The organism is Kitasatospora sp. NPDC036993 (assembly GCF_055607525.1).
On sequence record NZ_JBVJRP010000004.1, the window covers coordinates 357180 to 378237 of the forward strand.

Annotated in this window: 21 protein-coding genes and 3 tRNA genes; 21 read left to right on the plus strand and 3 right to left on the minus strand. The window is 72.1% G+C overall.

Annotated features, from left to right (window positions below):
- Positions 1-161: 161 nt before the first annotated feature.
- Both ACZ7C5_RS10720 and ACZ7C5_RS10725 read left to right on the plus strand, forming a co-directional pair.
- Positions 162-2801 (plus strand): ATP-binding protein, encoded by a 2640-nt coding sequence (locus ACZ7C5_RS10720; protein WP_470322429.1) that lies wholly within the window; start codon positions 162-164, stop codon positions 2799-2801.
- Entirely contained in the window at positions 2794-3468 is a 675-nt protein-coding gene (locus ACZ7C5_RS10725; RefSeq protein WP_188295365.1) for a response regulator, read from the plus strand. Before ACZ7C5_RS10720 ends, ACZ7C5_RS10725 begins: the two co-directional genes overlap by 8 nt.
- A 268-nt stretch (positions 3469-3736) precedes the next feature.
- Here the strand turns inward: ACZ7C5_RS10725 and ACZ7C5_RS10730 are convergent, their stop codons facing one another.
- A complete protein-coding gene (locus ACZ7C5_RS10730; RefSeq protein ID WP_401079954.1) occupies positions 3737-5005 on the minus strand; it encodes an amidohydrolase family protein in 1269 nt (422 codons plus the stop codon).
- A 279-nt stretch (positions 5006-5284) separates the two neighbouring features.
- Between ACZ7C5_RS10730 and ACZ7C5_RS10735 the strand changes: the two genes are divergently transcribed.
- The 8 genes from ACZ7C5_RS10735 (at position 5285) to ACZ7C5_RS10770 (ending at position 10037) form a co-directional block, all read left to right on the plus strand.
- Positions 5285-5357 (plus strand) — tRNA-Thr (locus ACZ7C5_RS10735).
- Between the two features lie 42 nt (positions 5358-5399).
- A tRNA-Met gene (locus tag ACZ7C5_RS10740) sits at positions 5400-5472 on the plus strand.
- Between the two features lie 83 nt (positions 5473-5555).
- A complete protein-coding gene (gene rpmG / locus ACZ7C5_RS10745; RefSeq protein ID WP_006604855.1) occupies positions 5556-5720 on the plus strand; it encodes a 50S ribosomal protein L33 in 165 nt (54 codons plus the stop codon).
- A gap of 116 nt (positions 5721-5836) precedes the next feature.
- Positions 5837-6295 (plus strand): FAS1-like dehydratase domain-containing protein, encoded by a 459-nt coding sequence (locus tag ACZ7C5_RS10750; RefSeq protein ID WP_470322430.1) that lies wholly within the window; start codon positions 5837-5839, stop codon positions 6293-6295.
- Between the two features lie 5 nt (positions 6296-6300).
- Positions 6301-6723: a MaoC family dehydratase gene (locus ACZ7C5_RS10755; RefSeq protein ID WP_188295368.1), complete on the plus strand. Its 423-nt coding sequence runs from the start codon at positions 6301-6303 to the stop codon at positions 6721-6723.
- Positions 6724-6832: 109 nt separating this feature from the next.
- A complete protein-coding gene (locus ACZ7C5_RS10760; RefSeq protein ID WP_470322431.1) occupies positions 6833-7399 on the plus strand; it encodes a TetR/AcrR family transcriptional regulator in 567 nt (188 codons plus the stop codon).
- A gap of 90 nt (positions 7400-7489) precedes the next feature.
- The gene (locus ACZ7C5_RS10765; RefSeq protein WP_470322432.1) at positions 7490-8935 is read left to right on the plus strand and encodes an MFS transporter; all 1446 of its coding nucleotides are present in this window, start codon (positions 7490-7492) and stop codon (positions 8933-8935) included.
- Between the two features lie 58 nt (positions 8936-8993).
- Positions 8994-10037 carry a UDP-N-acetylmuramate dehydrogenase gene (locus ACZ7C5_RS10770; RefSeq protein ID WP_401079945.1) on the plus strand — a complete coding sequence of 348 codons (1044 nt, stop codon included), beginning with the start codon at positions 8994-8996 and terminating at the stop codon, positions 10035-10037.
- Between the two features lie 19 nt (positions 10038-10056).
- Here ACZ7C5_RS10770 and ACZ7C5_RS10775 read toward each other — a convergent pair whose 3' ends face one another.
- Positions 10057-11121, minus strand: a complete 1065-nt coding sequence (locus tag ACZ7C5_RS10775) for an adenosine deaminase (RefSeq protein WP_401079943.1) — start codon at positions 11119-11121, stop codon at positions 10057-10059.
- Between the two features lie 127 nt (positions 11122-11248).
- Positions 11249-12496: a pyridoxal phosphate-dependent aminotransferase gene (locus ACZ7C5_RS10780; RefSeq protein ID WP_401079941.1), complete on the minus strand. Its 1248-nt coding sequence runs from the start codon at positions 12494-12496 to the stop codon at positions 11249-11251.
- A 284-nt stretch (positions 12497-12780) separates the two neighbouring features.
- Here ACZ7C5_RS10780 and ACZ7C5_RS10785 point away from each other — a divergent pair.
- The 11 genes from ACZ7C5_RS10785 to rplL all read left to right on the plus strand — a co-directional run bounded on the left by ACZ7C5_RS10785 (position 12781) and on the right by rplL (position 20509).
- Positions 12781-12853, plus strand: a tRNA-Trp gene (locus ACZ7C5_RS10785).
- 147 nt (positions 12854-13000) lie between these two features.
- Positions 13001-13336, plus strand: coding sequence for a preprotein translocase subunit SecE (secE, locus tag ACZ7C5_RS10790; protein WP_188295373.1), 336 nt, complete (start codon positions 13001-13003; stop codon positions 13334-13336).
- A gap of 210 nt (positions 13337-13546) precedes the next feature.
- Positions 13547-14422 carry a transcription termination/antitermination protein NusG gene (gene nusG / locus ACZ7C5_RS10795; protein WP_470322433.1) on the plus strand — a complete coding sequence of 292 codons (876 nt, stop codon included), beginning with the start codon at positions 13547-13549 and terminating at the stop codon, positions 14420-14422.
- 165 nt (positions 14423-14587) lie between these two features.
- Positions 14588-15022, plus strand: a complete 435-nt coding sequence (gene rplK / locus ACZ7C5_RS10800) for a 50S ribosomal protein L11 (RefSeq protein ID WP_188295375.1) — start codon at positions 14588-14590, stop codon at positions 15020-15022.
- 102 nt (positions 15023-15124) lie between these two features.
- Positions 15125-15847 carry a 50S ribosomal protein L1 gene (rplA, locus tag ACZ7C5_RS10805; protein WP_401079936.1) on the plus strand — a complete coding sequence of 241 codons (723 nt, stop codon included), beginning with the start codon at positions 15125-15127 and terminating at the stop codon, positions 15845-15847.
- Positions 15848-16030: 183 nt separating this feature from the next.
- On the plus strand, positions 16031-16810 hold the full coding sequence (locus tag ACZ7C5_RS10810) for a hypothetical protein (protein WP_401079934.1): 780 nt from the start codon (positions 16031-16033) through the stop codon (positions 16808-16810).
- A gap of 63 nt (positions 16811-16873) precedes the next feature.
- Entirely contained in the window at positions 16874-17041 is a 168-nt protein-coding gene (locus tag ACZ7C5_RS10815; RefSeq protein WP_401079932.1) for a hypothetical protein, read from the plus strand.
- Between the two features lie 90 nt (positions 17042-17131).
- On the plus strand, positions 17132-18088 hold the full coding sequence (locus tag ACZ7C5_RS10820) for an SCO4651 family lipoprotein (RefSeq protein WP_401079930.1): 957 nt from the start codon (positions 17132-17134) through the stop codon (positions 18086-18088).
- Positions 18089-18238: 150 nt separating this feature from the next.
- Positions 18239-19111, plus strand: coding sequence for an SCO4651 family lipoprotein (locus tag ACZ7C5_RS10825; protein WP_401079928.1), 873 nt, complete (start codon positions 18239-18241; stop codon positions 19109-19111).
- A 362-nt stretch (positions 19112-19473) separates the two neighbouring features.
- Complete coding sequence (gene rplJ / locus ACZ7C5_RS10830) at positions 19474-20037, plus strand: 50S ribosomal protein L10 (protein ID WP_030232356.1); 564 nt, start codon at positions 19474-19476, stop codon at positions 20035-20037.
- A gap of 88 nt (positions 20038-20125) precedes the next feature.
- The gene (gene rplL, locus ACZ7C5_RS10835; protein WP_188295380.1) at positions 20126-20509 is read left to right on the plus strand and encodes a 50S ribosomal protein L7/L12; all 384 of its coding nucleotides are present in this window, start codon (positions 20126-20128) and stop codon (positions 20507-20509) included.
- Positions 20510-21058: the final 549 nt, after the last annotated feature.

The window sequence follows — 21058 nt, forward strand, 5'->3', positions numbered from 1 at the left end:
CCTTCTCTTTTGTCACACGGACCCTAACGAAAAAAAGTCCCCTCCCCCTAAACCGGGTGGGCAACGGGCAAAGCCGGCTCCCGTCCGCTCCTTCCCCCCCCCGGGCCGGCCGGCCCGCGTCCGCAGACGTGCACCGCCTCCCGATGGAAAGAGCAGCGCCCATGGCCCGCGACCTCACCCCCGGCACCGGAATCCGCGGCGGCCGGCTGAGGGTGTACCTCGGCTCCGCGCCGGGGGTCGGCAAGACCTACCGGATGCTGGACGAGGCCCGGCGCAGACAGGAGCGCGGGGCCGATGTCGTGGTCGGGTTCATCGAGTGCCACGGCCGGCGCCGCACCGAGGCCATGCTGGCCGGCCTGGAGGTCCTGCCGCGGGCCCACCGCTCCTACCGGGACGCCGAGTTCGAGGAGATGGACCTCGACGGCGTGCTCGCCCGCCACCCCGCCGTCGTGCTGGTGGACGAGCTGGCGCACACCAACATCCCCGGCGGCCGGCACGCCAAGCGCTGGCAGGACGTCGAGGAACTGCTCGCCGCCGGGATCGACGTCATCACCACCGTCAACATCCAGCACCTGGAATCGCTGAACGACGTCGTCCGGAAGATCACCGGTATCCCGCAGCGCGAGACCGTCCCGGACGAGGTGGTCCGCCGGGCCGACCAGATCGAACTCGTCGACATGGCCCCGCAGGCACTGCGCCGCCGGATGGCCCACGGCAACGTCTACCAGGCGGAGAAGGTGGACGCCGCGCTCTCCAACTACTTCCGGGTCGGCAACCTGACCGCCCTGCGCGAACTCGCCCTGCTCTGGGTGGCCGGGCGGGTGGACGAGGGCCTGCGCGACTACCGGGCCAGCCACAACATCGACCGGGTCTGGGAGACCCGCGAGCGGGTCGTGGTCGCCCTCACCGGCGGCCCCGAGGGCGAGACCCTGATCCGCCGCGGCGCCCGGATCTCCGACCGGACGGCCGGCGGCGAACTGCTGGCCGTCCACGTCTCCCGCAGCGACGGCCTGGCCGGCGCCTCCTCCGCCGCGCTCGCCCAGCAGCGGCAGCTGGTGGAGACCCTCGGCGGCAGCTACCACGTGGTGGTCGGCGACGACGTCCCCACCGCGCTGCTCGCCTTCGCCCGCGCCCACCACGCCACCCAGCTGGTGCTCGGCACCAGCCGCCGCGGCCGGATCAACCGCTTCCTCACCGGCCCCGGTACCGGGCAGACCACCGTGGACGACTCCGAGGACATCGACGTCCACATGGTCACCCACGAGTTCACCGGCCGCGGCCGGCTGCCCTCGCTCGGCCGCCGGCACTCCCGGCCCCGCACCATCGCCGGCTACCTGGCCGGCCTCGCGCTGCCCTGGCTGCTCACCGTCCTGCTCTCGCAGGCCGACCACAGCATCAACCTGACCACCGACGCGCTGATCTTCCAGCTCGGCGTGGTCATCGTCGCCCTGCTCGGCGGCGCGGTGTCGGCCCTGGTGGCCTCGGTCGTCGCCTCGGTGCTGCTCAACTACTACTTCATCCCGCCGATCCACAGCCTGACCATCGGCGAGACCAACAACATCGTCGCCCTGGTGGTCTTCGCGGCCATCGGGCTCACCGTCTCCACCGTGGTCGACCACGCCGGGCGGCTCACCAGCCGGGCCGCCAGGGCCACCGCCGAGGCCGAGACCCTCTCCACGCTGGCCGGCAGCGTGCTGCGCGGCGCCGACGCGCTGCCCGCCCTGCTGGAGAAGTCCAGGACGGCCTTCGGCATGCGGGCCGTCGCCCTGCTCTCCCGGGCCGACGGCGAGGTGCTCGCGTGCCGGGAGGACGACCCCAGGGGCGACGGTGCCGGGCCGCACGAGACCACCGAGGTCCCGGTCGGCGCGGACGCCGTCCTGGTGCTCACCGGCCGCCGGCTGCCCGCCGCCGACCAGCGGGTGCTGACCGCCTTCGCCGCCCACGTCGCCGCCGCGCTGGAACGCGACCGGCTGGCCGTGGCCGCCGCCGAGGTCGAGCCGATCAAGGCGGCCGACCGGATGCGCACCGCCCTGCTCGCCGCCGTCAGCCACGACCTGCGCACCCCGCTGGCCGCCGCCCTCGCCTCGGTCGGCTCGCTGCGCAGCCCCGACGTCGAGTTCTCGCCCGAGGACCAGGCCGAACTCCTCGCCACCGCCGACGAGTCGCTGGTCAAGCTCACCCGGCTGGTCGACAACCTGCTCGACATGAGCCGCCTCCAGGCCGGCGCGCTCACCCTGCACCTCACCGTGACCCACCTGGACGAGATCCTGCCCCGGGCGCTCGACAGCCTCCCCGACCCGTACGCCCCGGTCCAGCCGCTCGACTTCGACACCGTCCCGCCGGTGCTCGCCGACCCGCCGCTGCTGGAGCGGGTGCTCGCCAACGTGATCACCAACGCGCTGAGGTACAACGCCCCCGGCGCACCCGTCCTGGTCACCGCCAGCCACCACGCCGACCAGGTCGAGATCCGGGTGATCGACCGCGGCCCCGGCATCGCCCCGGAGGACCGCGACCGGGTCTTCCTGCCCTTCCAGCGCCTCGGTGACACCGACAACACCACCGGCGTCGGCCTCGGCCTCGCCCTCTCCCGCGGCCTCGCCGAGGCGATGGGCGGCAGCCTGGAGGTCGAGGACACCCCGGGCGGCGGCACCACCATGCTGCTCACCCTGCCCGCCGCGGACCCTGCCGCCACCGAGCCCGCTCCCGCCGAGCCCGCTCCCACCGGACCCACTCCCGTCGAGCGCACTTCAGTCGAGCCCGGAGACCCCGGAGCCCTCCGAGAGGAGCCACCGCATGAGTGAGATCCTGGTCGTCGACGACGAGCCCGCCCTGCTGCGCACCCTGCGGATCAACCTCAGCGCCCGGCAGTACGCCGTCCGCACCGCCGCCAGCGGCGGCGAGGCGCTCGACCGCGCCGCGCACTCCGTCCCGGACGCCGTCCTGCTCGACCTCGGCCTGCCCGACCTCGACGGGATGGACGTGCTGCGCGGTCTGCGCACCCGCAGCGCGATGCCGATCATCGTGCTCTCCGGCCGGACCGACGCCGCCGACAAGGTGGGCGCCCTGGACGCGGGGGCCGACGACTACCTCACCAAGCCGTTCCTGATGGACGAACTGCTGGCCCGGCTGCGCGCCGTGCTGCGCCGGCCGCAGACCGGCCCGCCGCCGGGCCGGCCGGTGATCGGCGACCACACCGTGGACCTCGCGGCCACCACGGTGAACGGCCCGAACGGCCCGGTCCGGCTCACCCCGACCGAGTGGCGCATCCTCGCCCTGCTGCTCGCTGACCCCGGCCGGCTGGTGCCGGGGAGGCAGATCCTGCGCGAGGTGTGGGGCCCGGCCCAGGAGGGGCGCGGCAACTACCTGCGGGTCTACTTCGCCGGGCTGCGCCGCAAGCTGGAGCGCGACCCGGCCCGGCCGCGGCACCTGATCACCGAGCCGGGGATCGGGTACCGGTACGTGCCGTGAAGGACTGGTACGTGCCGTGACGGACCGGCGCGCGGTCGTCGGCGCGCGCCGTCAACGAGCCGTCAAGAGCGGCTCTCCGGGCGACAGGAGGGCGTCAAGGCCGTCCGGTGGCGGTGCTTCGCGGGCGTAGCGTCAGTGTCGTACCGAGCGGCCCTGCTCCGTGTGGGGGAGGCCTGGGGCCGTTCGAGCAGCCGTCCATGGACGGCCGGCAGGTGGGGGAGGGGCGCGCGACACTCGTCGCGCGCCCCCATCTGTCTCCGCCCCCGGCTCAGCAGTCGGTGCCGCCGGACTGCCGGGGCAGCGCCAGCGCCACCGTGTCCGCGAACTCCCGCACCGCGCTGGTCCGGCTGACCACCCGGCCGCTGTGCACCACCAGCCGGCTGTGCCCGCCCGCGAGCGCCCCGGACAGGCTGTCCCCGCGCACCGCCAGCAGCTCCGCGGGGAACCCGGCGTCCACCCGGACCGGCGGCAGGCCGAGTGCCGCCCGGGCCCGGTTCGCCACCGCGTCGTACGCCTCCTGCGGGTCCAGCTGCCCGCCGGCCGCCAGCAGATAGGCCGACTCCAGGGGATCGGCCCGGCCGACCGGGTTGGACGGATCGCGCAGCGCCCCGCTGCCCGCCGCCAGCGGCACCCGGGCGTCCGCCAACTCCCGTACCAGGCCGGGCCGCAGGCCCGTCGTCCGGCCTTCGATCCCGGTGCAGCAGCCGCTCTGCGGCAGGCAGACCACCCGCACTCCGCTGGTCGCCAGCACGGTCGACGCGCCCCGGGGCAGCGCTCCGCACGGGCCGAGCGTCACCCGTGGCCGCAGGGGCGCCAACGCCCCTGCCATTCGGGCGAGTTGGACCGGGTCGGCGGCGCTGGTGTGCAGGTCCACCGGGCAGTCCGCCTCCCGCGCCGCCTCCAGCAGCAGCTGGACGTAGCCGGCCGGGTCCGGGTCCAGTTCGGGGCAGCCGCCGGCCGCGGTGGCGCCCAGCTTGAGCGCGTCGCGCAGCTGGGCCCGGCCGTCCGCGCCGGCCCGTCCGGTGAGCAGCCGGGGCATCGCCACCGCCTGGAGCTCGGCCAGCCCGCGCAGCGCCTGCCGGGCGGTGAGCACCGCCTCCAGCCGGCGCAGCCCGTGCACGTCGCCGATCCGGACGTGGGTGCGCTGGGCGGTGGCGCCGTAGCCGAGGGAGGTCAGCGCGGCCTCGGTGACCCTGCGGGTGAGGTCGGCCGGGGTGTCCGGCGGCGGGGTGGACAGGGCGGCGGAGAAGGCGGCGTCGTAGTGGGCGTGCGCCTCGGCGGGGGCCGGCAGCAGCAGGTAGCCGCGCAGGTCGATCCGGGCGCCGGTGGTGACGGTGGGAGCGCCGGGCAGGGCGGGCAGCGGGCCGAGGCTGCCGACGGTGCCGACCGCCTGGATCCGGTCGCCGCTGATCCTGACGTCCACCACCCGCCCGTCGGCCAGCCGGGCGCCGGTGAGCAGCAGGACGGGGCCGTGCCCGAGCGGGTTGGCCGCCGGGCCGGGCCCGGAGTGCGGCCCGTCGGCGGCTGCGCTGTCCATCGCCGGCTCCTTCTCGGGGCGGCCCGTGCGGTCGGCCCCCGTACGGCTGGCCGGTACCGCCGGCCAGTCCTCCCGATCAATGAGCGTCGAGCCTATGGGCCCGGGGGGCGGGGCGCCGGGAGGCGGGCAATAGTCGTATCGGGTCGGGCCGCGGGGCTCGGGGGCCGATCGAACGCCGGGCCTTGGATCGTTCGTCCGTACCCCTCGCCCACCTGCGGTCTTCGCCGCGGGATACGGATTTCACCTCCGGGCGCGGAACGTGTAATCTCTTCCTCGTTCGCCCCTATAGCTCAGTCGGTAGAGCGTCTCCATGGTAAGGAGAAGGTCTGCGGTTCGATTCCGCATGGGGGCTCGGTGAGAAACGGTCAGCTTCGGCTGTGCCGCGGATCACTGTGGCGGTGTAGCTCAGTTGGTAGAGCAAGCGGCTCATAATCGCTGTGTCACCGGTTCAAGTCCGGTCACCGCTACCCCGCGTAGTCGGTCGGGAGATCGCACTCCCGGTCGGCTACTCTTGTCGTGTTCTTATTCGTTGTCCAAGGAAGGCACTCCCGTGGCTGCCACCGATGTCCGCCCGAAGATCACGCTGGCCTGCGTGGAGTGCAAGGAGCGGAACTACATCACCAAGAAGAACCGGCGTAACGACCCGGACCGTCTTGAGATGAAGAAGCACTGCCCCCGCTGCAACTCGCACACCGCGCACCGCGAGACCCGCTGACCCTCTCGCAGGGCAACGGGCCTGTGTGACACCAGGTCTTCGACTCCGGACCGCATCCCTCACAGGGGTGCGGTCCGGAGTCTTTTTCGTATCCATCCGCGTGACGAGGAGCTGCCATGGCGCTCGACCCCTCCTTCATCGGGCGTAGTTACCCGCCCACCGAGCCGTACGAGGTCGGCCGGGAGAAGATCCGCGAGTTCGCGGCCGCGATCGGCGACGCCAACCCGGCGTACACCGACCCGGAGGCGGCGAAGGAACTGGGCCACCCCGATGTGATCGCCCCGCCGACCTTCCCGTTCGTGATCACCTACCGCGCGGCCGGCCAGGTGGTCGAGGACCCGGAGCTGGGCCTGGACTTCAGCCGGGTGGTGCACGGAGACCAGAAGTTCGCCTACACCCGCCCGGTGCGGGCCGGTGACCGGCTGTCGGTCGCGGTGACCATCGACAACATCAAGTCACTGGCGGGCAATGACGTGCTCACCGTGCGTGGCGAGGTGGCGGACGCGACCGGCGAGCACGTGGTGACGTCGGTCATGACCCTGGTGGCCCGGGCCGCCGACGAGGCGGGGGAGTGAGCGCGATGGCGATCAGCTACGACGAGGTCGAGGCCGGCACCGAGCTGCCGGCGCAGTCCTTCCCGGTGACCCGCGACGCGCTGGTGCGGTACGCGGGCGCCTCCGGTGACTTCAACCCGATCCACTGGAACGAGAAGTTCGCCCTGGAGGTCGGGCTGCCGGACGTGATCGCGCACGGCATGTTCACCATGGCCGAGGCGATCCGGGTGGTCACCGACTGGGTCGGCGACCCGGCCGCGGTGGTCGAGTACGGCGTGCGCTTCACCCGCCCGGTGCCGGTGCCGAACGACGGGGTGGGCGCGGTGGTCGAGGTCACGGCCAAGGTCGCCAAGAAGCTGGACGGCGGCCGGGTGCAGGTCGACCTGCTGGCCACCACGGGCGGCCTGAAGGTGCTCGGCATGGCCCGGGCCGTCGTCCGGCTCGGCTGAGCGGCTCGCCCGGCCGGACGGCGCGGCGGCCGGAGCCCCGTACCCACGGGAGCTCCGGCCGCGGCCGCGGGTCTTGTGCTGATAGTGATTGACCACTAACTTGGTACCCATGGCGAAGTCGAGCATCAGGATGAGCGCGGAGGAGCGGCGCGAGAGCGTCGTCCGGGCCGCCCTGACCGAGTTCGCCAGGGGTGGGTACCACGGCACCTCCACGGAGGCGATCGCCCGCCGGGTGGGCGTCTCGCAGCCGTACCTGTTCCGATTGTTCCCCGGCAAGCAGGCGATCTTCGCCGCGGCCGCCGAACGCTGCGTCGAGGAGACCTGGCGGGTCTTCGACGAGGCCTCGGCCGGGCTGTCCGGCGAGGAGGCCGCCGAGGCGATGTCCGTCGCGTACATGGGCCTGGTCGAGGACCGTGACCAGCTGATGATGCAGATGCAGATCTACGTCTCGGTCTCCGCGGCGAGGGCGGCCGGCGAGGAGGAGGTCGGCGAGGCCGCCCGGCGGCTCTGGGCTGACCTGTTCGACCGGGTGAGGGTCAGGATCGGCGGTGACGTGAAGGACGCCACGCGGTTCTTCGCGCACGGCATGCTGATCAACACCCTGGTGGCGCTCGGCTACCCGCAGGACCACCGGGTCTGGAGCGGTCTGGACGAGTGCAAGGCGCCCGAGCAGTAGTCCGGCCGCGCGGTGTGTCCGTGCGGCCTCTTTTCGGCCCATCAAAGTTATTGAGCAATAACTACCTAGAGGAACCTGGGGGAAGAAGTCATGACGGAGAAACCGGCCTTGGGCAGAGCCGCGATCTGGACCCTGGTGATCGTCAGCGTGGCGAGCTTCATGGCCGCGCTGGACAACCTGGTGGTCACCACCGCACTGCCGTCGATCCGCGAGGAGCTCGGCGGCGGGCTGTCCGACCTCGAATGGACGGTCAGCGCCTACACCCTCAGCTTCGCGGTGCTGTTGATGTTCGGCGCCGCCCTCGGCGACCGCTTCGGCCGCCGCCGGATCTTCCTGGTCGGCCTGGCGGTGTTCACCGCGGGCTCCGCGGCGGCCGCGCTGTCCCCGGGCATCGGTGAGCTGATCGCCGCCCGCGCCGTGCAGGGCACCGGGGCCGCGGTGATGATGCCGCTCACCCTCACCCTGCTCACCGCCGCCGTGCCCGAGGTCAAGCGGGGGCTGGCCTTCGGCATCTGGTCGGGGGTCAGCGGCCTCGCCGTCGCCGCCGGGCCGCTGATCGGAGGCTCGCTGACCGAGCACTTCTCCTGGCAGTGGATCTTCTGGGTGAACGTCCCGGTCGGCCTCGTCCTGCTGCCGCTGGCCTTCCTGCGGCTCGGCGAGAGCCGGGGCGAGGGCAGGGCCCTGGACGTGCCCGGAACCCTGCTGGTCAGCCTGGGGATGTTCGGGATCGTGCTCGGCCTGATCCGCGGCAACCCGGACGGCTGGACCAGCCCGCTGGTCCTCGGCACCCTGATCGGCGGCACCCTGCTGCTGGCCGTCTTCGTCTGGTACGAGCAGCGGGTGGCCGCCCACCCGATGCTGCCGATGCGGCTGTTCCGCAGCCGGGCCTTCTCCGCCGTCAACGCGGCCAGCCTGCTGATGTACCTGGGGATGTTCGGCTCGATCTTCCTGATCAGCCAGTACCTCCAGGGCGTCGGCGGCTTCAGCCCGCAGGAGGCCGGCATCCGGATGCTGCCCTGGACGGCGATGCCGCTGCTGGTCTCGCCGGTCGCGGGCATCGTCTCCGACCGGATCGGCGGCCGGCCGATCGTGGTCGCCGGGCTGGCGTTGCAGGCCGCGGGTCTGGCGCTGTTCGCCCTGGTCGCGGACGGGAGCACCGGCCTCGACTACGTCGCCCAGATCCCGGCCATCGTGATCAGCGGGATCGGCATGTCGCTGTACTTCGGCCCGACCGCCCAGCTGGTGATGGCCAGTGTCAGGCCGCAGGAGCAGGGGATCGCCTCCGGCGCCAACAACGCGCTGCGCGAGGTCGGCGGGGCGCTCGGGGTCGCGGTGCTCGCGGCGGTGTTCTCGGAACAGGGCGGCTACCAGTCGGCGCGGGCCTTCACGGACGGGTTGGTCTCCGCGCTGTACGTCGGCGCGGCAGCCGTCGCGCTCGGGGCGCTGGCCGCGGTGTTCATCCCGCGGCGGCGCAAGTCGCCGGTCGCGGCGGCGGGGGAGCCGGCCGGGCAGCGGGCCGAGCCCGCGCGGATCTGAGGGCCGCCGGGTGGCGGGGGTGCCGGGGGGCACCCCCGCCACCCGTACGCTGGTGGGCGTGCTGGTAGAAAACGACGCTCCCCTCGCCCCGCTGACCACGCTCCGGCTCGGTGGCCCGGCCCGCCGCCTGGTGACCGCGCACACCGACGACGAGGTGATCGCGGCCGTCCGCGAGGCCGACGCGGCCGGCGAGCCGCTGCTGGTCCTCGGCGGCGGCTCCAACCTGGTGATCGGCGACGCCGGCTTCCCCGGCACCGTGCTGCGGATCGCCACCGAGGGCTTCGTCCTGGACGGCACCGGCCTGGAGGTCGCGGCCGGCGAGAACTGGTCCGAGGTGGTCCGCCGCACCGTGCTGGACCACGAGCTGGCGGGCATCGAGTTCCTGGCCGGCATCCCCGGCTCGGTGGGCGCCACCCCGGTGCAGAACGTGGGCGCGTACGGCCAGGAGGTCGCGCAGTCGATCACCGAGGTGGTCGCGTACGACCGCTCCGCCGACGAGGTGGTCACGCTCTCGAACGACGGGTGCGCGTTCTCCTACCGGCACAGCCGCTTCAAGGCGGAGCCGGACCGCTACGTGGTGCTGCGGGTCCGCTTCCGGCTGGAGGACGGCGGCGGGCTCTCCACTCCCGTCCGCTACGCCGAGACCGCCAGGCACCTGGGCGTCGAGCAGGGCGAGCGGGTGGCGGTCGGCACGGCCTGGAACGCGGTGCTGCTGCTGCGCGCCGGCAAGGGCATGGTGCTGGACCCGGCGGACCACGACACCTGGTCGGCCGGCTCCTTCTTCACCAACCCGGTGCTCACGGCCGCGCAGTACGAGTCCTTCCGCACCCGCCCCGGCGCGGCGGACGCCCCCGCCTACCCGGCGCCCGAGGGCCGCACCAAGACCTCGGCGGCCTGGCTGATCGACCGGGCGGGCTTCGGCAAGGGCTACGGCACCGGCCCGGCGACGCTCTCCACCAAGCACACCCTGGCGCTCACCAACCGCGGCGCGGCCACCGCCGACGACCTGCTGGCGCTGGCCCGGGAGATCCGGGACGGGGTCCGCGAGGCCTTCGGGGTGGAGCTGGTGAACGAGCCGGTGATGGTGGGCGTCAAGCTCTGAGCCGCTACGGCGGCAGGCCCTAAGCGGGTACGGCGGCCGCGCCCGCGGGGGCACGGCTGCCCGCCAGCCAGGCGTCGATGTCCGCCAGCAGCTCCTTGCGGACGGCCTCCGGCGCGACCGATCCGCGCACCGACTGCCGTGCCAGCTCGGCGAGTTCGGCGTCGGAGAAGCCCAGCACGTCCCGGACCAGCTCGTACTGGGCGACCAGTCGGCTGCCGAACAGCAGCGGGTCGTCCGCGCCCAGCGCGAGCGGCACCCCGGCGTCGAAGAGCCGGCGCAGCGGCACCTCCCCGGGGTGCTCGTAGACGCCCAGCGAGACGTTGGAGGACGGGCAGACCTCGCAGGTGACCTGCCGGTCCGCCAGCCGCTGCATCAGCCGGGGGTCCTCGGCGGCCCGCACGCCGTGGCCGATCCGGCCGGCGCCCAGGTCGTCCAGGCAGTCCCGGATCGACTCGGGGCCGGACAGTTCGCCGCCGTGCGGAGCGGCCAGCAGCCCGCCCCTGCGGGCGATCGCGAAGGCCCGGTCGAAGTCCCTGGCCAGGCCCCGGCGCTCGTCGTTGGAGAGGCCGAAGCCGACCACCCCGTGGTCGGCGTAGCGGACGGCCAGCCTGGCCAGCGTCCTGGCGTCCATCGGGGACTTCATCCGGTTGGCCGCGACCAGGACCCGGATGCCCACCCCGGTGGCCGCGGCGGCGTGCTCCACGGCGTCCAGGATCAGTTCCAGGGCCGGGATCAGTCCGCCCAGCCGGGGCGCGTAGGAGGTCGGGTCGACCTGGATCTCCAGCCAGCGGGAGCCGTCCCGCCGCTCGTCCTCGGCGGTCTCCAGGACCAGCCGGCGGATGTCCTCCTCGTCCCGCAGCACCGAGCGGGCGGTGTCGTACAGCCGCTGGAAGCGGAACCAGCCGCGTTCGTCGGTGGCCCGCAGCTTGGGCGGCTCGCCGGAGCTGAGTGCCTCCGGCAGCCGGACGCCGTGCTTGTCGGCCAGCTCCAGGAGGGTGGCGGGCCGCATCGAGCCGGTGAAGTGCAGGTGCAGGTGGGCCTTCGGGAGGTCCCTGACGTCTCGCGGGTTCAACAGGCGTTCCATTCACCGATACTGCCGTATCCGACCCCCGAACGGGAACCGCCCCCTATCCATCCCCTGAAGGGGTGAAAGGGGGCGGTTCGTCGGGTGAAACCCCGGCGTCGGGTTGACGTCCGTCGGCAATCCGAGGTCAGTCGCGGGCCTCGCCGAGCAGCTTCTGGACCCGGCTGATGCCCTCGACCAGGTCGGCGTCGCCGAGCGCGTAGGAGAGCCGCAGGTAGCCGGGGGTGCCGAAGGCCTCGCCCGGGACGACCGCGACCTCGGCCTCGTCCAGGATCAGGGTGGCCAGCTCGCCGGAGGTCTGCGGGCGCCTGCCGCGGATCTCCTTGCCCAGCAGGTCCTTCACCGACGGGTAGACGTAGAAGGCGCCCTCGGGCTCGGGGCAGAGCACGCCGTCGATCTCGTTGAGCATCCGCACGATGGTCCTGCGGCGGCGGTCGAAGGCCTCGCGCATCTCGGCGACCGCGTCCAGGTCGGCGGCCACGGCGGCCAGGGCGGCGCGCTGGGCGACGTTGGAGACGTTCGAGGTGGCGTGCGACTGGAGGTTGGTCGCGGCCTTGACGACGTCCTTGGGGCCGATCACCCAGCCCACCCGCCAGCCGGTCATCGCGTAGGTCTTGGCGACGCCGTTGACCACGATGCACTTGTCGGCCAGCTCGGGCAGCAGGGCCGGCAGCGAGGTGAAGGTCGCGTCGCCGTACACCAGGTGCTCGTAGATCTCGTCGGTGAGCACCCACAGGCCGTGCTCCAGGGCCCAGCGGCCGATCGCCTCCGCCTCGGCCTCGGTGTACACCGCGCCGGTCGGGTTGGACGGCGAGACGAACAGCACGACCTTGGTGTTCTCGGTGCGGGCGGCCTCCAGCTGCTCGACCGAGACCTTGTAACCGGTGGTCTCGTCGGCGACGACCTCCACCGGGACGCCGCCGGCCAGCTGGACCGACTCCGGGTAGGTGGTCCAGTACGGGGCCGGGATGATGACCTCGTCGCCCGGGTCCAGGATCGCCGCGAAGGCCTCGTAGATCGCCTGCTTGCCGCCGTTGGTGACCAGCACCTGGGAGGCGTCCACCTCGTAGCCGGAGTCGCGCAGCGTCTTGGCGGCGATCGCGGCCTTCAGCTCGGGCAGGCCACCCGCCGGGGTGTAGCGGTGGTTCTTCGGGTCGCGGCAGGCCTCGACGGCCGCCTCGACGATGTAGCCCGGGGTCGGGAAGTCGGGCTCGCCGGCGCCGAAGCCGATGACCGGGCGGCCGGCCGCCTTGAGGGCCTTGGCCTTGGCGTCCACGGCGAGGGTCGCGGACTCGGCGATCGCGCCGATCCGGGCGGAGACCCGGCGGTCGGCGGGGCGGATGGACTGGTCGGGCTGCGGGGTGGAAGCGCTCATGCCTGCATCGTCGCAGAACCGGGACGGACCGGGCATCGGGGTATCGGCATCCGTACGCCCCCGTCCGGATCGTGGCCCCGGCGATCCGTCGGCGGGAGCCCCGCCGGGCCGGACATCCGCCGGGGGAGCGGCCGGTCCGGAAGAAGAGGTTCGACCAAACACCCCTCGACCACGTACACTCGCTGCTCGACGGCCCGCCGAAAGAAACCGGAGCTTTCACCGCCTGTACGAAGGGCGGGGGGAGATGCGGTAGGTTGGTCGCCACCGGAGCCGCGAGGCACCGTAGGGCAATAGCTCAATTGGTAGAGCACCGGTCTCCAAAACCGGCGGTTGGGGGTTCGAGTCCCTCTTGCCCTGCTGCTAGATCCGTTTTCAGCCCGTTCGCTCCACAGGAGTGAGCGGGCTTGATGCGGAGATGGCACCGATCAGCACCGCTAGCCGACTGGTCGTGCCCCACCTGGTGCGCGGCGAAGCTCGGCAGGACCCGGATTCAGGTGAGGACGAGTGACGGAGACCACGGGCTCCACCGCAACGCCTGAGAGCGGCAACCCCGAGGGTGCCGACGGCGCCGCCGAGGCCACGCCCGCCGAGGGCGAGAAGTCGGGCAAGCGCGGCGGCCGCGAGAAGAAGTCCGGCAAGCGGGCCAAGAAGGGCGCGTTCGCCCGGATCGGTCTGTTCTACCGCCAGATCATCGCGGAACTGCGCAAGGTCGTCTGGCCCACCAAGGGCGAGCTCACCAGCTACACCGCCGTCGTGGTCACCTTCGTCGTGGTCATGATGGGCATCGTGGCCGGCCTGGACTACGGCTTCTCCAAGCTGAGTCTCTGGGTCTTCGGCTGACCGGCCGCCCCACCTCCGTAGACAGCTTTCCGACCCGGGCCGATTCATCGGTCCGGGTCGAGCTGTCGGCGCCGGACGTACGCGCGGCTACCGTGGACTCGGTACTGTTGAAGTCTCCGAGACCTCATCTGGCGCCCGCGCGAGCGGACGCGTACCGGGCGGGTCGAGGAGCGCGCCACCTTCACCATCTCCAGGAAAGAAGCAGCCACCGTGTCTGAGTCCCCCCTGTACGACGCCGACGAGACCGTCCGCGAGGCGGATGTCGCCGCCGAGCCGGACGCGGCCGAGCTGGCTGACGACGTCGAGTCCGCCGAGCAGATCGTGGACGCCGCGGACAGCGACGAGGACGAGGCCGAGGCGCACGACGAGGCCGAGGCCGGCGAGCCCGCCGAGGAGGCCGCGCTGCACGTGGAGGGCGACGCCGAGGAGGCCGACGCGGAGGAGACCGAGGAGGAGGCCACCGAGGAGGAGGCCGCCGAGGTCGACCCGGTCGCCAAGTTCCGTGAGGACCTGCGCTTCATGCCGGGCGAGTGGTACGTGATCCACACCTACGCCGGCTACGAGAACCGGGTGAAGCAGAACCTGGAGCAGCGCGCCGTCTCGCTGAACGTCGAGGAGTACATCTTCCAGGCCGAGGTGCCGCAGGAGGAGGTCGTCCAGATCAAGAACGGCGACCGCAAGACCATCCGCCAGAACAAGCTCCCCGGCTACGTCCTGGTGCGCATGGACCTCACCCCCGAGTCCTGGGGCGTCGTGCGCAACACCCCGGGTGTCACCGGCTTCGTCGGCAACGCCTACGACCCGTACCCGCTGACCCTGGACGAGGTCGTCAAGATGCTCGCCCCGGACGTCGAGCGCCAGGCGGCCAAGGACGCCGGCAAGCCCTCGCCGGTCAAGCCGAGCGAGATCCAGGTGCTGGACTTCGAGGTCGGCGACTCGGTCACCGTCACCGACGGTCCGTTCGCGACCCTCCAGGCGACCATCAACGAGATCAACCCGGACTCGAAGAAGGTCAAGGGCCTGGTCGAGATCTTCGGCCGGGAGACCCCGGTCGAGCTCTCCTTCGACCAGATCCAGAAGAACTAGTCGTACGGTCTTCGGATCCGGGGCGGGGCCGAGGGCCCTGCCCCGGATCCGTTTTGGTCCAGCGGCGCGAACGCGTTAGCCTGGTCCGATGTGTGTGCTGGCGGCAGGGTGTCGCCCCGGTCCCGCACGCACCAGCAATCACCTCTCGGAAGGACCCGGAGAGACATGCCTCCCAAGAAGAAGAAGATCACGGGGCTTATCAAGCTCCAGATCAACGCCGGTGCGGCCAACCCGGCGCCGCCGGTCGGCCCCGCGCTGGGTCAGCACGGCGTCAACATCATGGAGTTCTGCAAGGCCTACAACGCCGCGACCGAGTCGCAGCGCGGCATGATCGTGCCGGTGGAGATCACGGTCTACGACGACCGTTCCTTCACCTTCATCACGAAGACGCCGCCGGCCGCGCGCCTCATCCTGAAGGCCGCGGGTGTCGAGAAGGGCTCCGGCGAGCCGCACAAGACCAAGGTCGCCAAGCTCACCAGCGCCCAGGTCCGTGACATCGCCACGGTCAAGATGCCCGACCTGAACGCCAACGACCTGGACGCCGCGGAGAAGATCATCGCCGGCACCGCCCGGTCGATGGGCATCACCGTCGAGGGCTGAGAACCTCCCTTCCCGTCAGGGAAAAGCTGATTCAGCCATCCCCGTGGTAGGGCCCGCGCAGGCCCGTGACACCACAACTCCATTCATCATTCAGGAGCAGCCATGAAGCGCAGCAAGGCCCTGAAGGCCGCGGACGCCCAGGTCGACCGCGAGCGCCTTTACGCCCCCCTCGAGGCCATCCGCCTCGCCAAGGCGACCAGCACCAGCAAGTTCGACGGCACCGTCGAGGTCGCCATGCGTCTGGGTGTCGACCCGCGCAAGGCCGACCAGATGGTCCGCAGCACCGTGATCCTCCCGCACGGCACCGGTAAGACCGCTCGGGTCCTGGTCTTCGCGACCGGCGAGCGTGCCGAGGCCGCGCGTGCTGCTGGCGCCGACATCGTCGGTGCCGACGAGCTGATCGACGAGGTCGCGAAGGGCAAGCTGGACTTCGACGCCGTCGTCGCCACCCCGGACCTCATGGGCAAGGTCGGCCGCCTCGGCCGCGTGCTCGGTCCCCGTGGTCTGATGCCGAACCCGAAGACCGGCACCGTGACCCCGGACGTCGCCAAGGCTGTCAACGACATCAAGGGCGGCAAGATCGAGTTCCGCGTCGACAAGCACTCGAACCTGCACTTCATCATCGGTAAGGCCTCCTTCACCGACGAGCAGCTGATCGAGAACTACGCCGCCGCGCTGGACGAGGTGCTCCGCGCCAAGCCGTCCGCCGCCAAGGGCCGCTACATCAAGAAGACCGCGTTCTCGACCACCATCGGCCCCGGCATCCTGGTGGACCCGAACCGCACCCGTAACCTCCTCGTCGAGGAGGACCCGGCCGCCGTCTGAGCACCCGTGCTCTAGCGCAGTCCGTACGACGGGCCCGCACCCCCTTCACCGGGGGCGCGGGCCCGTCGTCGTTCCCCGAACGGTTGCCGGATCGGGACATCGGCGGAGAGGAGCGGGCGGCCGAACCGTCGTACGCTCTGGCGGTCAGACCACGTGGAGAACCTGTGACCGCCGGAGTGTGCCGTGCCGCCCGCCCCTCGCCCCACCGTTCTCGTGGCGGCCCTGCTGCTCGCCACCACCACCGGGTGCAGCCTGCTGGCCGCCCCGACCACGGGGACCCCGGGCGGTCCCGCGCCGGTGCCGCCCAAACAGGTGGTGCTCGCCGCCGCGCAGGCGCTCGACGACGCCGGCAGCGCCCGGATCGAGGTGGTCCGGGAGGGCCCGGACGGCCGGCGGACCGCGAGCGGCTCGCTGGTCTGGGGTGCGTCGGACGAGGCCGCGCTGACCGTCACCGACGAACTGGGCAGCGGACGGCTGACCGTGAAGGACGGCGTGCTCGACCTCGTGTACCAGGACGGCGCGGCCAAGCGCGCGGAGCGGAGCACCGCGGAGTCGGTCGACCCCGGGGCGGGCGCCGGCCCCGGCGGCTTCGCGGGCGGCTGGACGAGCACGCTGATCACCGGCCCCGGCAGCCGGGCGTACGCGGTCGCGCAGGGCGTCACCCTCGGCTCGCTCGGCGCCGAGCAACTGGCCGGGACCACCGTCGCGCACTACCGGGGCTCCGCGCCGGTGGCCGAACTCTTCGGAAGCGACAAGGAGTTGAGCCCGCAGCGGCGCGCCGCCACGCTGGACTGGTACCAGCGGCGCGGGGTGACGACGATCGGCTACGACGTCTGGGTCGGGCCCGGCAGGCAGCTGCTGCGGCTGCGTGAGACGGTCCGGGGGAGCGCGGGAACCACGGTGACCACGACCGATGTCTCGGTCCCGGGGGCGGCGGACCCGGCGCCTCCCGCGGGCGGGTGACGGGGAGGGGATATCGGGTGGGTGGGGCGTCCGACGATCCGTTAGAGTCCGCCTGAGAAATACATGAGAAGAGCTGACAATCGGCCTTTCTCGGGGCCGATCGGATCTCACGGGGGCAGCAAGGGCGCCGTCACCGGCACGGACGCGAACCGCGGCAGTTCCGCCGCGATCGCGGCACCGGCCGTCGGCGTCCTCGGCAGCGAGGCCGACCTGCCCGAGCCGCTCGGCTGATCCGGCGCGGCCCGTCCACCGGGCCCACCGGCAGCACGACCGGCTACCACCCGGGCGCATCGAGGGCCCGGGGTCCTCAAGGGGGGAATCATGGCTGGAACCCGCAAGACCGCCGTCGCCGTCGTCCTCGCCGCCCTGGCGCTGACCGCGACCGCGTGCAACGACAACGCCGACAAGGGCGCCGACAAGAACGCCGCCCCGGCCGCGCCGACCTCGGCCGCCGCCACCACGCCGGCCGGCACCCCGTCGGCCGCCCCGACCGGTGGCGCCAAGCCGGAGAAGGCGAGCCCGGCGGTCTACCTGGAGCAGGTCACCCAGAAGACCGGCGCGGCCAAGTCGGCGAAGATCACCGAGACGATCACCATCGGCGACAACGCGATGAAGGGCACGGGCGCGGTCTCCTGGGCCGACGGCCTCCAGGGCGAGCTCACGATGGACATGTCCCGCTCTCCGATGGGCAAGCTCATCTCGGTCCTCACCGGCAGCGAGTCCGCGTCGTACCGTTTCACCAAGGACGGGATGTACATGCGCGTCGACGGCGACGCGCTCGGGGCCCTGGACGGGAAGCACTGGCTGCACTACAGCGCCGCCGACCAGGCCAAGGCGTCCGGGGGCACGACCGAACAGTTCAAGGACGCGGACCCGGTCGACGGCGTGCGGCGGCTGATCGCGACCGGCAAGGTCACCGAGGTCGGCGACGAGACGGTGGCCGGCAAGGCCACCACCCACTACTCCGGTGTGCTCAACGCCGACGAGATCGCCAAGGCGTCCGGCAAGGGCCTGAGCCAGGAGAAGCTCGACCAGATCAAGCAGAAGCTGGCCGCGTCCGGCATCACCAGCGAGCGGATCGACGTGTGGGTCGACACCGACCAGCTGGTGGTCCAGCGGACCGAGACCGGGGACACCGCGGCGGGCGCCTTCAAGGCCTCGGTCCTCTACTCGGACTACGGGACCAGGGTGGAAACCACAGCCCCGCCCGCGTCCGACGTGGCGGAGGCCTCCGCGCTGTCGAAGGCGGGCAAGGGCGCCGGAACCGCCACCGGCTGATCACCCGGCCGAATTCGGCCGACCGGTGGATCCGCCAGGGGTGGCGGCCCCCGAGGAGGGGGCCGCCACCGGGCGGGCCGGGGACGGGTGGCAAGGTGGCCGGAGCGAGGGCCGCCGTCGGACGGGGCCGGGGCGAGAGGGGTACGGGCGATGGCGGGACGGCAGCGGTTGGCGGCAGCGGCCGTCGTCGCCCTGCTGGTGAGCGGGCTGAGCGGGTGCGACGGGGGCGCGCCCGCCGGGCCGTCCGGCGGCCCGACCCCGACCGACGCCTCGCCGGCCGCCGCCTCCCCGAGCGCCCAGGCGAAGCCGACCGACCGGTCGCCGCACGGGGTGCTGCTCTCCGCCCAGCTGGCCATGCAGACCGCCCGCCGGGCCAAGGTCAGCTACCGGCTCGGCCAGGACGCCGGCTCGGGCCCGCTGTTCTGGCAGCCCAAGACCGCGCTCCAGATCAAGCGCTCCACCCCGTCCGGGTCCGAGCAGCTGATCGTCGTGGACACCGTCGCCTACCAGGGCGGGGACGCCGCCACCGCGGCCAGGAACGGCGGCAGGCACTGGGAGCGCTTCACCGTGCCGCCGGACGCGGACGGCCACAAGGAGATCCCCTACGCCGGGCTGATCGACCTGCTGAACCCGGTCGAGGCGCTGACCGCGGCCACCGCCGAGGGGGCGGACCCGGTCTTCGTCGGCGAGGAGAAGTACGAGGACTCGACCGTCGAGCACTACCGGATCACCACCACCGCCGAGAAGTACGCGGCCGCCCAGACCCAGCTGACCCAGGCCCGCAGGGACGGCCTCCGGGCCGCGCTCGCGCCGGGCGGCTCGCTCTCGCTCACCGTGGACCTCTGGCTCAACGACAAGGACCAGCTGGTCCGGCTCCAGCGCACCGGCAGCGGGGACAGCGGCAGCGCGGACGACTCGGTGCTCTACACCGACTTCGGCGGGGCGCTGCTCTCGGCGCAGGCGCCGGCCGAGTCGGACACCGTGGACACCGGGGTCCGGACGGTCTCCCCGCTGGCCCGCTGAGCCGCCCCGACGCGCGCCCGCGGTTGCTCCGTCCGAGGGCGATTTGCACCTTGCGACCGGCTCCGGCTAATCTAACCGAAGCCAAAGACCGCTGGTTGTCATCGCGCCCCCGTCAGGGAGCCGGTGGCCGAAGGATCTGCGTTTCGTCGCAGGCAGCCCGCGCAGGTGTGTCTGGAGCTTCGACTTCCGGGTACCGCGTCCGCGCGGCCGCCCGTTGAGGTCGCTACGAGCCCCGTGCGCCTGCGCACCGGGGCTCATTGCGTTTCCGCAGGAGCTTTCCTTCCGTCCGGTCGGTCCACGGCGACCCAGGTCGACTTTCGCGGTCGGCCCGACTTCGACATCACGGAAGGAGGCGTAAGCCTATGGCCAGGCCCGACAAGGCTGCTGCCGTCGCCGAGATCACGGACAAGTTCCGTGGCTCCTCCGCGGCGCTGCTGACCGAGTACCGCGGTCTCTCGGTGAAGCAGGTCAAGACCCTGCGTCGCTCGCTCGGCGACAACGCCGAGTACGCCGTGGTGAAGAACACGCTGACCAAGATCGCGGCCAATGAGGTCGGGATCACGGAGCTCGACGACCTGTTCAGTGGTCCGACGGCTGTCGCCTTCGTCACCGGTGACCCGGTGGAGTCGGCGAAGGCTCTGCGTGACTTCGCCAAGGAGAACCCCGCTCTCATCATCAAGGGCGGTGTCCTTGACGGTAAGGCGCTGTCCGCCGATGAGATCAAGAAGCTCGCGGACCTCGAGTCCCGCGAGGTGCTGCTCGCCAAGCTGGCGGGTGCCCTGAAGGCCAAGCAGTCCCAGGCTGCCGCGCTCTTCCAGGCCCTGCCGTCGAAGCTCGTCCGCACTGTGGACGCGCTGCGCGACAAGGTCGAGCAGGGCGGTGCCGGTACGCCGGCTCCCGCCGCCGAGGACGCCGCCGCGGAGTAATCCGCAGGCTCACGCCTCGCTGCGGGCCCGTGCCCGCCCAACCCGTACATACGGCACCAACCTGCCGATTTAGTGGAAGGACGCCATCATGGCGAAGCTGTCCCAGGACGAGCTGCTCGCGCAGTTCGAGGAGCTCACCCTCATCGAGCTGGCCGCCTTCGTGAAGGCCTTCGAGGAGAAGTTCGACGTCACCGCCGCCGCGCCGGTCGCCGTTGCCGCCGCCGGTGTCCCCGGTGCCGCCGCCGAGGCCGTCGAGGAGCAGGACGAGTTCGACGTCATCCTCGAGGGTGCCGGCGACAAGAAGATCCAGGTCATCAAGGAGGTGCGCACCCTGACCTCCCTCGGCCTGAAGGAGGCCAAGGACCTCGTTGACACCGCTGGTGCCAAGGTCCTGGAGAAGGTTGCCAAGGACGTTGCCGAGAAGGCCAAGGCCGCCCTCGAGGGTGCCGGCGCCAAGGTCACCGTCAAGTGATCTCGCGCCCCCTCTGAGGGGGCGTAGGGCCGGGCCGATCACCCTTGCGGGTGGTCGGCCCGGCCTTTTCGCGTTTCCGGGCCCGGAGCGGTTCCCCCGGGCGGCCGACAGGGCCCACCGTGTGGCCGAGAGGGCACTCGGCACCGTCGGTGCCGGGAGGTATGGTGATCACCGTCGTCGAGGGCGGCCCCACCACGGCTTCTGTAACGCCGAGGGGGTCCGGATCGATAGACAGGTCGAGGCCCGCGCCGTCGGCGGGCCCTTGACGAACCTGGCGCGGCGCGCGATTCTCAAGGCGCGAGTCCGCCCGGTTGGTTCGCCGCTGGATGCATAACCAGTGGCGCGGCGGGAAATGACTCCACGTGAGTGAGAGCAGTACCCGGTGGGCGTCCGCGCTCGCCGGCTACCGGGAGGAGTCTCCGATTCGGTCTCCGAATCAGAGCTGGACAGCAGTGTCGCCATTGGCTACACTGTCCCTTTGCGCTGCCTGTTAGCTGCTCCGTGACTCGTCGCCCGGAGTTTGCGTTGCCCTGAAGGGGCCTGGCATCG

What these genes read in the sequence shown, in the direction of transcription:
- ACZ7C5_RS10725 (WP_188295365.1), top strand. Translation starts at nt 2,794, where the DNA reads ATGAGTGAGATCCTGGTCGTCGACGACGAGCCCGCCCTGCTGCGCACC.
- ACZ7C5_RS10775 (WP_401079943.1), bottom strand. Translation starts at nt 11,121, where the DNA reads ATGGAACGCCTGTTGAACCCGCGAGACGTCAGGGACCTCCCGAAGGCC.
- ACZ7C5_RS10755 (WP_188295368.1), top strand. Translation starts at nt 6,301, where the DNA reads ATGGCGATCAGCTACGACGAGGTCGAGGCCGGCACCGAGCTGCCGGCG.
- rplL (WP_188295380.1), top strand. Translation starts at nt 20,126, where the DNA reads ATGGCGAAGCTGTCCCAGGACGAGCTGCTCGCGCAGTTCGAGGAGCTC.
- ACZ7C5_RS10815 (WP_401079932.1), top strand. Translation starts at nt 16,874, where the DNA reads ATGAGAAGAGCTGACAATCGGCCTTTCTCGGGGCCGATCGGATCTCAC.
- ACZ7C5_RS10730 (WP_401079954.1), bottom strand. Translation starts at nt 5,005, where the DNA reads ATGGACAGCGCAGCCGCCGACGGGCCGCACTCCGGGCCCGGCCCGGCG.
- ACZ7C5_RS10720 (WP_470322429.1), top strand. Translation starts at nt 162, where the DNA reads ATGGCCCGCGACCTCACCCCCGGCACCGGAATCCGCGGCGGCCGGCTG.
- ACZ7C5_RS10765 (WP_470322432.1), top strand. Translation starts at nt 7,490, where the DNA reads ATGACGGAGAAACCGGCCTTGGGCAGAGCCGCGATCTGGACCCTGGTG.
- rplK (WP_188295375.1), top strand. Translation starts at nt 14,588, where the DNA reads ATGCCTCCCAAGAAGAAGAAGATCACGGGGCTTATCAAGCTCCAGATC.
- ACZ7C5_RS10750 (WP_470322430.1), top strand. Translation starts at nt 5,837, where the DNA reads ATGGCGCTCGACCCCTCCTTCATCGGGCGTAGTTACCCGCCCACCGAG.
- ACZ7C5_RS10780 (WP_401079941.1), bottom strand. Translation starts at nt 12,496, where the DNA reads ATGAGCGCTTCCACCCCGCAGCCCGACCAGTCCATCCGCCCCGCCGAC.
- rplA (WP_401079936.1), top strand. Translation starts at nt 15,125, where the DNA reads ATGAAGCGCAGCAAGGCCCTGAAGGCCGCGGACGCCCAGGTCGACCGC.
- ACZ7C5_RS10820 (WP_401079930.1), top strand. Translation starts at nt 17,132, where the DNA reads ATGGCTGGAACCCGCAAGACCGCCGTCGCCGTCGTCCTCGCCGCCCTG.
- ACZ7C5_RS10825 (WP_401079928.1), top strand. Translation starts at nt 18,239, where the DNA reads ATGGCGGGACGGCAGCGGTTGGCGGCAGCGGCCGTCGTCGCCCTGCTG.
- rplJ (WP_030232356.1), top strand. Translation starts at nt 19,474, where the DNA reads ATGGCCAGGCCCGACAAGGCTGCTGCCGTCGCCGAGATCACGGACAAG.
- ACZ7C5_RS10760 (WP_470322431.1), top strand. Translation starts at nt 6,833, where the DNA reads ATGGCGAAGTCGAGCATCAGGATGAGCGCGGAGGAGCGGCGCGAGAGC.